General features: G+C 65.7%; 11 protein-coding genes and 1 tRNA gene. 5 read left to right on the top strand and 7 right to left on the bottom strand.

Features of this window, described 5'->3' with window-relative positions; all coding sequences use genetic code 11:
- The first annotated feature begins 33 nt into the window (after positions 1-33).
- Positions 34-1956 carry a 1-deoxy-D-xylulose-5-phosphate synthase gene (dxs, locus tag GGR39_RS02175; RefSeq protein WP_183615674.1) on the top strand — a complete coding sequence of 641 codons (1923 nt, stop codon included), beginning with the start codon at positions 34-36 and terminating at the stop codon, positions 1954-1956.
- A gap of 61 nt (positions 1957-2017) precedes the next feature.
- Here the strand turns inward: dxs and GGR39_RS02170 are convergent, their stop codons facing one another.
- Both GGR39_RS02170 and GGR39_RS02165 read right to left on the bottom strand, forming a co-directional pair.
- A complete protein-coding gene (locus tag GGR39_RS02170; RefSeq protein ID WP_183615673.1) occupies positions 2018-2470 on the bottom strand; it encodes a DUF3429 domain-containing protein in 453 nt (150 codons plus the stop codon).
- A gap of 73 nt (positions 2471-2543) precedes the next feature.
- On the bottom strand, positions 2544-4199 hold the full coding sequence (locus tag GGR39_RS02165) for a peptide MFS transporter (protein WP_183615672.1): 1656 nt from the start codon (positions 4197-4199) through the stop codon (positions 2544-2546).
- A gap of 238 nt (positions 4200-4437) precedes the next feature.
- On the opposite strand from GGR39_RS02165, the gene GGR39_RS02160 reads away from it, so the two are divergent.
- The 3 genes from GGR39_RS02160 (at position 4438) to GGR39_RS02150 (ending at position 5742) form a co-directional block, all read left to right on the top strand.
- Positions 4438-4725 (top strand): integration host factor subunit beta, encoded by a 288-nt coding sequence (locus GGR39_RS02160; protein WP_058735624.1) that lies wholly within the window; start codon positions 4438-4440, stop codon positions 4723-4725.
- 53 nt (positions 4726-4778) lie between these two features.
- Positions 4779-4863: transfer RNA gene (locus GGR39_RS02155), tRNA-Leu, on the top strand.
- A 249-nt stretch (positions 4864-5112) separates the two neighbouring features.
- A complete protein-coding gene (locus tag GGR39_RS02150; protein WP_183615671.1) occupies positions 5113-5742 on the top strand; it encodes a PilZ domain-containing protein in 630 nt (209 codons plus the stop codon).
- A gap of 38 nt (positions 5743-5780) precedes the next feature.
- Here the strand turns inward: GGR39_RS02150 and msrB are convergent, their stop codons facing one another.
- The 3 genes from msrB to GGR39_RS02135 all read right to left on the bottom strand — a co-directional run bounded on the left by msrB (position 5781) and on the right by GGR39_RS02135 (position 8630).
- Positions 5781-6275 carry a peptide-methionine (R)-S-oxide reductase MsrB gene (msrB, locus tag GGR39_RS02145; protein WP_183615922.1) on the bottom strand — a complete coding sequence of 165 codons (495 nt, stop codon included), beginning with the start codon at positions 6273-6275 and terminating at the stop codon, positions 5781-5783.
- 67 nt (positions 6276-6342) lie between these two features.
- A complete protein-coding gene (locus GGR39_RS02140; protein ID WP_343055752.1) occupies positions 6343-7605 on the bottom strand; it encodes an ABC transporter permease in 1263 nt (420 codons plus the stop codon).
- The gene (locus GGR39_RS02135) at positions 7602-8630 is read right to left on the bottom strand and encodes an ABC transporter ATP-binding protein (RefSeq protein WP_183615670.1); all 1029 of its coding nucleotides are present in this window, start codon (positions 8628-8630) and stop codon (positions 7602-7604) included. The genes GGR39_RS02140 and GGR39_RS02135 overlap by 4 nt, the downstream gene beginning before the upstream one ends.
- Positions 8631-8707: 77 nt before the next feature.
- Between GGR39_RS02135 and queG the strand changes: the two genes are divergently transcribed.
- Positions 8708-9799, top strand: a complete 1092-nt coding sequence (gene queG, locus GGR39_RS02130; protein WP_183615669.1) for a tRNA epoxyqueuosine(34) reductase QueG — start codon at positions 8708-8710, stop codon at positions 9797-9799.
- A 6-nt stretch (positions 9800-9805) separates the two neighbouring features.
- Here the strand turns inward: queG and GGR39_RS02125 are convergent, their stop codons facing one another.
- Positions 9806-11116, bottom strand: coding sequence for an MFS transporter (locus tag GGR39_RS02125; protein WP_058735628.1), 1311 nt, complete (start codon positions 11114-11116; stop codon positions 9806-9808).
- Between the two features lie 2 nt (positions 11117-11118).
- On the bottom strand, positions 11119-12345 hold the full coding sequence (locus GGR39_RS02120) for an NAD(P)/FAD-dependent oxidoreductase (RefSeq protein WP_183615668.1): 1227 nt from the start codon (positions 12343-12345) through the stop codon (positions 11119-11121).
- Positions 12346-12432 lie beyond the last annotated feature (87 nt).

The raw sequence follows: 12432 nt of genomic DNA, 5'->3' as shown, positions 1-12432 counted from the left end.
GACAGAATAACAATGCGTGTGTAGAACCCTTTCATGACAGCCGACCCGGCAACCCCTCTCCTCGATACCGTCAACACTCCTGACGACTTGCGCAAACTGAAGCCGACCCAGCTGCGCCAGCTGGCGGACGAACTGCGCACGGAGATGATCAGCGCCGTGGGGCAGACCGGTGGGCACTTCGGTTCGGGCCTCGGCGTGGTCGAGCTGACGGTGGCGTTGCACTATGTGTTCAACACGCCGGACGATCGCCTTATCTGGGACGTGGGCCACCAGGCCTACCCGCACAAGATCCTGACCGGCCGGCGGGACCGCATTCGCACTTTGCGCCAGGGTGGCGGCCTGTCCGGCTTCACCAAGCGTTCCGAGAGCGAGTACGATCCGTTCGGCACGGCGCACAGCTCCACCTCGATCTCGGCCGCGCTCGGCTTTGCGATTGCCAACAAGCTGACCGGGGCGCCGGGGCGCGGCATCGCGGTAATCGGTGACGGCGCGATGAGCGCGGGCATGGCCTATGAGGCGATGAACAACGCGCGCGACGCGGGCAATCGCCTGATCGTGATCCTGAACGACAATGACATGTCGATCGCGCCGCCGGTGGGGGGGCTTTCCGCTTATCTCGCGCGGCTGGTCAGCTCCGGCCAATTCCTGGGCCTGCGCGAACTGGCGCGCAAGTTTGCCCGCAAGCTGCCCCGCCCGCTGCACAACGCCGCCCGCAAGACCGACGAGTTCGCGCGCGGCATGGCGATGGGCGGCACCTTGTTCGAGGAGCTGGGCTTCTATTATGTCGGCCCGATCGATGGGCATGACCTGGACGCCCTGGTTCCGGTGCTGGAAAACGTGCGCGATGCCGCCGCCGGCCCGATCCTGATCCACGTCGTCACCCAGAAAGGCAAGGGGTACGCGCTGGCCGAAGCGGCGGCTGACAAGCTGCACGCCGTCCAGAAGTTCGATGTGATCACCGGCGAGCAGGTGAAAAGCGCGGGCGGCCCGCCCAGCTACACCAATGTCTTTGCCAAGGCCCTCCTGGCTGAGGCCGAGAAAGACAGCCGCATCTGTGCGATCACCGCGGCAATGCCTGGCGGCACCGGGCTCGACAAGTTCGCCCAGACCTTTCCCGATCGCTCTTTCGACGTGGGTATCGCCGAACAGCACGCCGTCACTTTCGCCGCCGGCCTCGCCGCGCAAGGGATGCGCCCGTTCTGTGCGATCTATTCCACCTTCCTGCAGCGCGCGTTCGACCAGGTGGTGCACGACGTCGCGATCCAGAACCTTCCCGTGCGCTTCGCCATCGATCGCGCCGGCCTGGTCGGTGCAGACGGCGCGACGCACGCCGGTTCGTTTGACGTGACGTACCTGGCCACGCTGCCCAACCTGGTGGTGATGGCGGCGGCGGATGAGGCGGAACTGGTTCACATGGTCCACACCGCCGCCGAATATGACGCCGGGCCGATCGCTTTTCGTTACCCGCGCGGCAACGGTGTGGGCGTCGATCTGCCGGAAACGCCGCAGTTGCTGGAAATCGGCAAGGGCCGCCTGGTGCGCGAAGGCACGAAGGTGGCGCTGCTCTCGCTCGGCACCCGCCTGGCCGAAGCGCTCAAGGCCGCTGACTTGCTGGAGGCCAAGGGGCTATCCACCACCGTTGCCGATCTGCGCTTTGCCAAGCCGCTAGACACCGACCTGATCCGCAAGCTGATGATCAGCCACGAAGTTATCGTGACGGTGGAGGAAGGCTCGATCGGTGGCCTGGGCGCGCACGTCCTCACCATGGCGAGCGACGAGGGCCTGACCGATTCGGGTCTGAAGATCCGCACCATGCGCCTGCCCGACGTGTTCCAGGATCACGACAAGCCCGAGAACCAGTATGACGAGGCTGGCCTGAACGCGCCGCAGATCGTCGATACCGTGCTCAAGGCGCTGCGCCATAACAGCACCGGCGTGGCCGAAGCGCGGGCCTGAGCTCTATCATCGTCCCGGACTCGCTCCGGGACGGTCTGGCTCGCGGGCCCCGGTGGACCGGCTAGGCGCGCAACGCCGCCACGAACAGCAGCACCAAACCCCCCACCGCGATTACCATCTGCGGTGGTCGCAGCTTCTCGAAGTACCGCGGGGCCGCGCCGGATCGCGCCGCGAACGGATCGTAGATCAGCGACGAGAGATAGCCCACCGCCAGTAACGGCAGGGCCAGGATCGGGGGCAGCACCAGCGCGATCAGCCCGCTCCAGAAGCGCACGCCGAACACCACGATCTGAGAAGCGCGCGGACCTCCGGCGGTAAAGAAGCTCAGCCCGCGCACCACGCCCGCCAGGAAGATCAGGATCGCGGAAGCCCAAAGGCAGCCCAGCGTCATGGCCCAGGGGATGCCCAGCAGCGCCAGGATGCCCGCAACCAGGATCACCGTGGTGGGTCCGTATCCCAGGACTAGGCTGAGCCATGGCGTATGGGCCGGCGTATCGGTTCGCGGTTGGGTCACACCCGCAGCAATGCGCGAGCGGGCGGCAGGTTCACCGCCCTGCCCGCGAAGGCAGGAGCGGTGACGCGGATCTTCAGCGTGGCCGCACGGCGGGGTGCATTCCCGCCTCCTGCGCTTCCAGCCCCGCCTGCGGCAGGCCGCGCAAGTCATCACCCGGATCGCCATCGTCCAAGGTCTCGACGTGCATCCAGCGCTTCACGATCGGCGAGAGCACCAGCACCACCACCGCGACGCCGATCGTGACCCAGCCGATCTTCGAATAGATCGCCAGCGTCAGTTCCTTGCTCATCTCGCCGCTTTCGCCGCCGGTCGCCTCGCCGATCTTGCCGGCCACGAACTGGCCGACCGCGGTCATGTAGAACCACGCGCCCATGATGAAGCTGCCCAAATGCGCCGGGGAAAGGCGCGTCATGGCGGACAGGCCCACCGGGGATAGACACAGTTCGCCCGTGGTCTGCAGCAGATAGACCAGGAACACGAAGATCACCGGCGTCAGCGCCGCCATACCCACGCTCTGCGCGCCCCAGACGAAGACCAGGAACGAGAGGCCGACCTGGACAAGCGCGAAGCCGAACTTGGCGGGCGCTGACGGCTCGATGCCCTTGCGCCCCAGCCATTGCCACAGCCCGGCGAAGATTGGCCCCAGCATGATGATGTAGATTGGGTTGATCGACTGAAACAAGCTGGTCGGCACGCCGCCACGATCCACGTACTTGTCGGTATAAAGGTTGAGACTGCCGCCCGCCTGCTCGAACAAGCCCCAGAACACCGGGTTCAGTGCCACCAGAAACAGGATCGCAAACATCCGCTCGCGCGGTTCCTTGGGCAGCTTGAACGCCTCGTAAAGCGTATAAAGCAGCATCGCCACGCCCGATACGATCAGCAGGTTCTGGATCGCGCCCTGATATTGCACCAGCAGCCAGATCACGCCGACAGAAGCCACGCCCACGGCATAGAGGCTCCACTCACGATTGGTGGGCAGCGCCTTGGGCGGCTCGCCCTGTCCTTTCAGCGCCGGCTTGCCCAGCATGAAGATGATCAGGCCCAGCACCATGCCGATGCCGGCCAGGCCGAAGCCCCAGGACCAGCCCAGCGTCTGCCCCAGGTACCCCACCAGGATCGTGCCCAGCGCCGCGCCGGTGTTCACGCCCATGTAGAAGATGGTGTACGCGGCATCGCGGCGCGGATCGGTCATCCGGTAAAGCTGGCCCGCGATCACCGAGATGTTGGCCTTCAAGAAGCCGGAGCCGACCACGATCAGGGCCAGTGCCAGCCAGAACACGTTGATCGCCGGGTCCGCCTGCTTGACCAACGGGTCGGTCACGCCCTGCATGCCTTCGTACGCCATGCAAAGGTGGCCCAGCGCCAGGATCACGCCGCCGAACACAACGGCCTTGCGCTGACCCAGGTAGCGATCCGCCAGATATCCGCCCAGAACCGGGGTGATGTAGACCAGACTGTTATAGCCGCCGTACATCAAGTTGGCCTTGCCGTCGCTGAACAGCCAGAACTGCGTCAGGTACAAAACCAGCAGCGCGCGCATGCCGTAGTAGGAAAAACGCTCCCACATTTCGGCATAGAACAGCACGAACAGGCCACGGGGATGCCCGGCGAACTCCTCGCTCTTGCGCGTGGAGATGACACCACCGATCACCAGCACCGCAAAGAGCGCAACTGCGGCGATCGCCGCGATCCAGTCACCCTCGTTCCAGCTCCCCATGCTTTTCATGCGGTATCCTTGTTGTTTTGCCCATGACCCAAGCGGCACACGCTAGCGTCCGCAGAAGTCCAAGCAAAGCGCCATGATGCATACCCACGGCAGGGGGGTGCCCCGTACTTGCGCGGCACAAAAAGCAAAATTACTGTACAAAAGTCATCTTTCGTTGCGGAAAAACCGAAATAGTGGCACTTCGACACATGGTAGGAACAGTGGCCCAGCCTATCGGGACACTGAAGATGGGGGCCACATGATCAGGTCTGAGTTGCTGCAAGCGTTGGCGAAGGAAAATCCCGAGCTGCGGCTCGACGACGTGGAGCGTGCGCTCGATACTTTCTTTGACGAGATCGGAGACAGCCTTGCCGCCGGCGGACGCGTGGAATTGCGCGGTTTCGGCGCGTTTTCCACCCGTCATCGCGAAGGCCGCAAGGGTCGCAATCCTCGCACCGGCGAAACCGTGGAAGTCACCGAAAAGCGCGTACCCTACTTCAAGCCCGGCAAGGAAATGCGCCAGCGCCTGAACGTCTCGGACGAGTAACCACCGGCACCATTGCCGCGCGCTCATCGATCTGCCAGATACTCCACCCGCGTGCGGGCGTGGCGGAATGGTAGACGCAGCGGACTTAAAATCCGCTTGGGGTTCCCAGTGCGGGTTCGAGTCCCGCCGCCCGCACCACCTTGCGCCGGTTTTGTCCACCTCATGGAATCGGCGGCGACAGGGACGGCAGGTTTTGCAAGAATCTCCGCAAATGTCGCATCGCCTTTACGTAAGTATCTAAAAGAACAGCCGAGTTTGTTTCGAGGAAACCGGCAAAACTTCACCAATTTTTAGGGACGTTTGCCATAAACTCGTCAGTATGACCGCAGAAGCGTCCGGCCGTCCGTCGTCGGCGTGTTCGCGATTGCGGTATGACGGGGGGCTTCAATGCGGAATTCGGCTCAAAGCACGGCACAAGAGGCGGTAACACCGCAGTCCAGCGCCGACATGCGCGGTGCACCGCGCTTTGCCTTGATGCTGCGCAGCGCCAAGCTGATCGCGGAGGGCACGGAATACCTGTGCATCATCCGCGACGTCTCGGAGACGGGGCTTAAGCTACGCCTGTTCCACGCCGCGCCCAACGCCCAGGTCATGATGATCGAGACCGGCAGCGGGCAGCGGTTCCCAATGCAGAAAGTCTGGGAAGCCAACGGCGAGGCGGGTTTTCGTTTCCTCCAGCCGGTGGACGTCGACGCTTTCGTCAAGGAAGCCGGCCCTTATCCCAAGCGGCCTTTGCGCTTGCGAGTGCATCATCCTGCCACCGTGCGGATGGCAAACCAGTCCTACGACGCGACTATCCTCGATATCTCACGCCAGGGTGCGCGGATTTCGATCACGCACAAGCTGGCGATCGGCCAGAAATTCTGGCTGGAAGCGACCGAACTGCCGTTGTTCGAAGCCACCGTGTGCTGGCGCCGGGCGCCGGAATATGGCGTGGTCTTTAGTCAGTTGATGGGGCTTGAGGAACTGGCCCAGCGGGCCGAGCGCATGGACCGGCCCGAAGCCAAGGCCGAATAGTCGCGCGACTTAGCGTAAAGCCCCTACCGATCCGGCGATCAGCCGGGCCGGAACGTCATCGCCGCGCCGTTCATGCAGTAGCGCTTGCCGGTCGGCTTGGGCCCATCATCGAAGACATGGCCCAGATGCCCGCCGCAGCGCGCGCAGTGAACTTCGGTGCGCGGATAGCCCAACTTAAAGTCGGTCGACGTGCCGATCCCGCCGGGCAACGGCTTCCAGAAGCTGGGCCAGCCAGTGCCGCTCTCGAACTTGGTGGCCGAGGAATATAGCGGATTGCCGTCCGCCGCGCACAGGAAAGTGCCCTTGCGATGTTCCGCATTCAGGGGGGAGGAATAGGGGCGCTCGGTCCCTTCCTGGCGCAGGATGCGATATTGCTCCGGCTTCAGCCGTTTGCGCCACTGTTCGTCGGTAAAGCGGACCGGGTAGGTCTTGGCCTGCGCATCGCCGCTGCCGCACGCGGCGATCACGGGCAGCGCCGCTCCAATACCGATCCAGCCGAGGAACTGGCGGCGCGAGGGCGGTGGGGCGGTCATAACGGGTGCGGTCTTGTCCATTTCATGAAGGTCGTGCTTCATGCCGCCGGGGTCAAGGGATTGCCCCTCAGGCCCGGCGCCGCCGCAATCGCGCGAACAGGCCCTTGCGCTTCACTCCGGACGGCCCGGACTTCATCACCCGCTTGCGAAACATGCGCGAACCGGCGCGGACCATCACCATCACGCACAACGCCTGCCAGCCGATGGCGAGCACGTGCTGCCCCAGCCCCGGTTGCTGGGCGGCGCGGGCCAGCATCGCGTAGGGCGAACTGAACGGGAAGATCACCGCGAACGTCTCCGCCCGGCCGCCAGGCTGGGTCATCGCGTAACTGGCGAGAAAGAACACTACGAGCTGCATCATCGTCGCCGGCATGGACAAGGTCTGCACCTCGCGCACCGTGGCGGCGAGCGAGCCGATCGCCAGGAACACCGACCCGATCAGCAAATAGGCCATCGCGAAGTAGATCACGCCCAGCGCGAACAAGGCGGGCCAGCCGATCGCCGGTGTCGGCAGCGCGGCGATCTGGCCCCCGGCCGCTCCTCCGGTCGCCAAAGTGAACAGCCCCGCGGTAGAGCCCCAGACGGCGATGCCCACGAAAGACACGCCCAGCATCGCGAACAGCTTGCCCAGGAACACCGCGTCCATCGGGATCGCGGCCGCCAGGATCTCGATCACCTTGTTGCCTTTTTCCTCGACGAGGTTGGACAGCACCATGCCCGCCAGCAGCATCGTCAGCAGGAACAGCAGCGTCTGCGCGGCCTGCGCGGTCAGCATCTGGCCCTTGCGGTCGCTCGCGCCGCTGGAGACGGTGCCTTGCAGCACCACGGTGGGCGGTGGCCCCGGCACGCCCTGGATCGCCGCCGCCGCCAGCAGACCGACCGGCCCGCGCCATTGTTCGATCTGGCCCCTGGTCCCGGTCAGCACCGGGCGCTGCAGCGTGCCGGTCAGCACGGCGGCAACATCGGCATGGACACCGGGCGTCAGCGCGGCACGCGGGTCGAACGCCTCTTGAGCGCCCAGCCGCTTGAGCACCAGCAGCTGCGGCACCGCATCGCCCAGCTGCACGGACAGCGCGTGCTGCGCGCCGATCAGCGCGTCCACCTCGGTGGCGGGCAAGGCGACACCCAACTGCGGTTGGCGGACGGAGGCATTCATCTTTTCACCCACGCCGCCCGCCAGCCCGGCGATCAGCAGCGGGAACAGCGGCCCCAGCAAGAAGAAGAAGAAGCTGCGGCTGAACAGCACCGCCTGGAAATCACGCCGCGCGATGACGAAGGCGGCGGCCAGCAGCGACAGGCGGTTCGCGGGGCGCGTGCCGATGACGCTCACTTGCCTTCCTCCTCGGGCGTCGCCGCTTCCAGCGCGCGGGCGGCGGCTTCCCCGGCAATGGCGACGAAGGCATCGTGCAGCCCGGCGCGTTCGATCGAGAGGGACAGAATACCGGCGTCCCCTTCGATCAGACTGCGCAGCAGCGGCTCGATCCCGGTGGCAGGCAGTGCGAAATACCAGTGCCGCCCTTCATGCCGCGCATCGGCCGGCAGCGCGGCGCGCCAGGGGCCATCCTCGGCGCGAGTCTCTAGCCGGACCTGCGGGGGAATGCGATCGCGGGCAACATCGACCGGCCCGGCGAACGGCACCTTGCCCCCGGCGATGATCGCCACTTCATCGCACAGACGCTCGGCATGGGCGATGACGTGGGTGGAGAAGATCACGGTCGTGCCCTCCGCCGCCAGATTGCGGATCACGGTTTCCAGCTTGCCCTGGTTCAGCGCGTCGAGGCCCGAGAACGGTTCGTCCAGGATGACCAGCCGCGGGCGATGGACCAGCGTGCCCAGGATCTGCACTTGCTGCGCCATGCCCTTGGACATCTGGCGGATCTGCCGGTCCGCTGCATAGCCAAGGCCGTGCGCTTCCAGCAGTTCGCGCCCGCGCCGCCGCCCTTCCTTCAGCGGCAAGCCGCGCAGCGCGCCGATGAAGGCGATCGCCTCATACGCCTTCATCGATGGATAGAGGCCGCGCTCTTCGGGCAAATAGCCGATCGCGCGGGCCACATCGTGGGGCTTGTCCGCCCCCAGAATGCGGCGATAGCCCTGGTCCGGATCGATGATCCCCAGCAACATGCGCAACGTGGTGGTCTTGCCCGCGCCGTTAGGGCCGAGAATGCCGTAGACCGCGCCTTCAGGCACCGACAGATCGACACCGTCGACGGCGGTGAAGCCATCGAAGCGCTTGATCAGGCCGCGCGCCTCGATCGCCAGAGGACGGGCGGCGCGATCGGATGCGCCGAGGCCAGGACCCAGGTCAGGCGCTGCCACGTTGCCCGGCGCGCGCGCTTCTTCTATCTCAGCATTCATGCAGGCGCCCCTGACCCCGTATCCTTCCTGGAGGTGCCCCCCTAGCACGGCGCGCGTCAACCATCGCCTGCGCAAGCATGGTTAAATCCGATCTAACCGCACCCGATCCAACGCGCTTCATCGCGGCGTTGCAGGAAGAGGCCCGGTCGGTGGGGTTCGTGGCGTTCGGTATCGCCCCCGCCGGATTCGATCCAATCCACGGCGATCGTCTGTCCGCTTGGCTGGCGCAGGGGATGCACGGCTCCATGGAATGGATGGCCGATCGTGCGCACCAGCGCCGCGCGCCCCAAGCGCTCTGGCCCGAAGCGCGCAGCGTGATCGCCTTGGGCATGAGTTATGCGCCCGCCGGCGATCCGCTGAAGCTGGCCGACCATGCCGATCGCGCGCGGATTTCCGCTTATGCGCAAGGCGCGGACTACCACGACGCGCTGAAAAAGGCGCTGAAGGCCTTGGCCCGCTGGATGGTGGCACAGGCGCCGCGCCACGGCATGGGCGATCCGGGCGTGAAGGTCTTCACCGATACCGCACCGGTCATGGAAAAGCCGCTGGCGCAGGCGGCGGGCCTGGGATGGCAGGGCAAGCACACGAATCTGGTCAGCCGCGATCATGGCTCATGGCTGTTCCTGGGCGAGATCTACACGACGCTGGACCTGCCTCCGGATGCGCCGGGGCAGGACCGGTGCGGATCGTGCAGCGCCTGCCAGGACGCTTGCCCGACGCAGGCGTTCCCCGCGCCCTATCGCCTGGATGCGCGGCGCTGCATCAGCTACCTCACCATCGAGCACAAGGGCCCGGTGCCACAGGATTTGCGCGAAAAGCTGGGCAACCGCATCTACGGCTGCGACGATTGCCTGGCGGTGTGCCCCTGGAACAAGTTTGCGCGAGAGGCCCGATCGTTCCGCGCCTATCTCCCGCGTGCCGAGCTGACCGCGCCCGAATTGCGCGACCTGTTAACGCTGGACGACGCGGGGTTCCGCGCGCTTTTCAGCGGCTCACCCATCAAGCGGATCGGCCGCAACCGCTTCGTGCGCAATTGTCTTTATGCCGCCGGAAACAGCGGGCGGCAGGATCTGCTGGCGCAGGTGCAGCCGCTTTGCGAGGATGCGGACGCGGTGGTGGCGGATGCGGCTAGGTGGGCGGTTCGCCGCATCACATCGTCCCCGGCCTGACCCGGTTCAGGCCTGGACCTGAAATTCCCGCTCGGTCTTCGGGGAAACAGACAATAGCGCGATCAGCGTCAGCACCGCGGCGCCCGAAATGTAGAGGCCGACGAAGGCCAGTCCGCCCTTGTCCGCCAATGTCTGCGCCACGCCGGGCGCGAAGCCGCCGCCCAGGATGCCGCCGACGTTGAAGGCGATCGACACCCCGGTATAGCGCACCGGGGCGGGGAACAGCTGCGGCAACAGCGAGGCGAGCGGGCCATAGACCAGGCCCATGGTGAACAGCCCCAGGCACAGGAACAGCGCCACGACGCCCAGCGATCCGGCCCCAAACATCGGGCCCATGGCCAACCCGATGGCGATCGCGATCACGCTGCCCACGATCAGCACCGCGCGTGAAGTCCACCGATCGGCGGCATATCCGGCCACGACGATGCCGATCGCCATGAACAGGATCGCAAACAGCTGCACGCTCAGGAAATCGCGCTTGTCATAGCCCAGCTCGGTGGTGCCATAACCCAGCGCGAACGCGGTGGTGAGGTAATAGATCGCAAAGCACACGACGACGGCAAAAGTGCCCGCCACCGTCGCCCGCAAGTGGGTGCGCAGCAGCTCTACGAAGGGGATGGCGGCGGGCCGGTCATGCTCGATGGCGACGACAGCGGGCGTATCGGCCAGGCGGAAGCGGATCCATAGCCCCAGTCCCACCAGTACCGAGCTGAGCAGGAACGGCAGTCGCCAGCCCCAGGCCAGGAAGTCCGCCTCGCTCATCACGCTGCTCAGGATCAGGAACAGTCCGTTCGCCGCCAGGAAGCCGACCGGCGCACCCAGCTGCGGCGCCATGCCGAAGCGGGCGCGCCAACCCGGCGGGGCGTTCTCCACCGCCAGCAGCGCCGCGCCGCCCCATTCGCCGCCCAGTCCCAGCCCCTGCCCGAAACGCAGCAGGCACAGCAGCAGCGGGGCATACCAGCCGACGCTCTGATACGTGGGCAGCACGCCGATCAGCACGGTCGCCCCGCCCATCAGCAGCAGCGATGCGACGAGCGTGGACTTGCGCCCGATCCGATCGCCGAAATGGCCGAACAGCGCCGCGCCCAGCGGCCGCGCGACAAAGGCGATGCCGAAGCTGGCGTACGCGGCCAGTTGCTGCACCGAGGCGGACTCGGCCGGGAAGAACAGCGGGCCGAACACCAGCGCCGCCGCCGTGGCGTAGATGTAGAAATCGTAGAATTCGACGGCGGTGCCCACCAGGCTGGCCACCAGCACGCGGGCATGGCGGCGATACGCGCCCAGCCCGCCTTCGGCCACCACGCCCCCCGCGGTCATTCTCAGGCGAGTTCTTTGAGCGGCTTGTCCTTATCCGCCAGCTCGGTGATGTCGGGCTTCGCGCCGTTCTCCACCAGCTTGCGGCCTTGCACGTAGTCCTTCACTGCGTTCACGCAGTCCAGCGCCAGGACGCGGCCTTCCTTCAGATAGACCACGCTGAAAGAGCGATCGTCCGGATTGCCGCGCACCACCACCTTGTCGAAGCCGACGTTGATGCCGGCGGTCTGCAGGCGCAGGTCATACTGGTTGGACCAGAACCACGGAAACGCCTTGTAGGGCTTTTCATCGCCGCAGATCGCCTTGGCGACGCAGGTGGCCATGTCGTTGGCGTTCTGCACCGATTCCACGCGCATCACCGTGCCGCCGGCAAAGTCACAAGCGAAGGCGGCGCAATCGCCGATCGCATAGACGTCCGGCAAGGAGGTGCGGCAGTATTCGTCCACGTCCACGCCGTTGGCGCCGGTCGCGCCGGCCAGGATCAGCGGGCCGACGGCGGGCACGATGCCGATGCCCACGATCACCGCCTGCGCGGGCAGCACTTCGCCATCCGCCAGCTTCACGCCGGTGACCTTGTGACCATCACCTACGATGCAGTCCACCGCGACGCCGGTGCGCAGATCGACGCCGTGATCGCGGTGTTCCTTCTGGTAGAAGGCCGAAAGCTCTTCCCCCGCGACCCGCGCCAGCACGCGCGGCAGCGCTTCCAGCAGCGTGACGTGGCATCCCAGCTTGGTCAGCACGGCCGCCGCCTCAAGCCCGATGTAGCCGCCGCCGATCACAACGATGCGGTCCGTTCCCGCGTCGACTTCGGCCATCAGCATGTCGCAATCCTGGCGGGTTCGCACGGCATGGACGCCGGCCAGTTCCGCACCCGAGCATGACAGGCGGCGCGCATCGCCACCCGCGGCCCAGATCAACTTGCCATAGCCCAGCGTCTGGCCGTTCGAGAGAGTCAGCTCGTGCGCGGCCGGATCGACCTTGGTGACTTCCACGCCCAGTTCGAAGTGGATTTCCTTGTCCGCCCAGAACGTGACCGGGCGGATGTACAGCCGGTCGAACGTCTTCTCTCGCGCGAAGTATTCCTTTGAGAGCGGCGGCCGCTCGTACGGATATTCCGGCTCGCGACCGATCACCATGACGGTGCCGGTGAACCCGTTCTGCCGAAGGGCAATGGCGGCCTGTGCGCCCGCATGCCCTGCTCCCACGATGACGACATCTGCTTTATCCATGACGGCGGAATTCGTGGAAAACATTCCGTCCGTCAATGCCTGTTGCGTGGAACTTCGTGATCCTGACCGTCAGCTTTCGGCAATAAG

Origin of the sequence: Novosphingobium fluoreni, from assembly GCF_014196615.1 — a bacterium.
Classification (GTDB): Bacteria; Pseudomonadota; Alphaproteobacteria; order Sphingomonadales; family Sphingomonadaceae; genus Novosphingobium; species Novosphingobium fluoreni.
Note: the sequence above shows the minus strand (reverse complement) of the source record. Positions and strands in the feature narration are given on the sequence as shown.

Excerpts from the sequence above, each read along its gene's own strand:
- GGR39_RS02150 (WP_183615671.1), top strand. The coding sequence starts at position 5,113 with ATGCGGAATTCGGCTCAAAGCACGGCACAAGAGGCGGTAACACCGCAG.
- GGR39_RS02120 (WP_183615668.1), bottom strand. The coding sequence starts at position 12,345 with ATGGATAAAGCAGATGTCGTCATCGTGGGAGCAGGGCATGCGGGCGCA.
- dxs (WP_183615674.1), top strand. The coding sequence starts at position 34 with ATGACAGCCGACCCGGCAACCCCTCTCCTCGATACCGTCAACACTCCT.
- GGR39_RS02125 (WP_058735628.1), bottom strand. The coding sequence starts at position 11,116 with ATGACCGCGGGGGGCGTGGTGGCCGAAGGCGGGCTGGGCGCGTATCGC.
- GGR39_RS02135 (WP_183615670.1), bottom strand. The coding sequence starts at position 8,630 with ATGAATGCTGAGATAGAAGAAGCGCGCGCGCCGGGCAACGTGGCAGCG.
- GGR39_RS02165 (WP_183615672.1), bottom strand. The coding sequence starts at position 4,199 with ATGAAAAGCATGGGGAGCTGGAACGAGGGTGACTGGATCGCGGCGATC.
- msrB (WP_183615922.1), bottom strand. The coding sequence starts at position 6,275 with ATGACCGCCCCACCGCCCTCGCGCCGCCAGTTCCTCGGCTGGATCGGT.
- GGR39_RS02160 (WP_058735624.1), top strand. The coding sequence starts at position 4,438 with ATGATCAGGTCTGAGTTGCTGCAAGCGTTGGCGAAGGAAAATCCCGAG.
- queG (WP_183615669.1), top strand. The coding sequence starts at position 8,708 with ATGGTTAAATCCGATCTAACCGCACCCGATCCAACGCGCTTCATCGCG.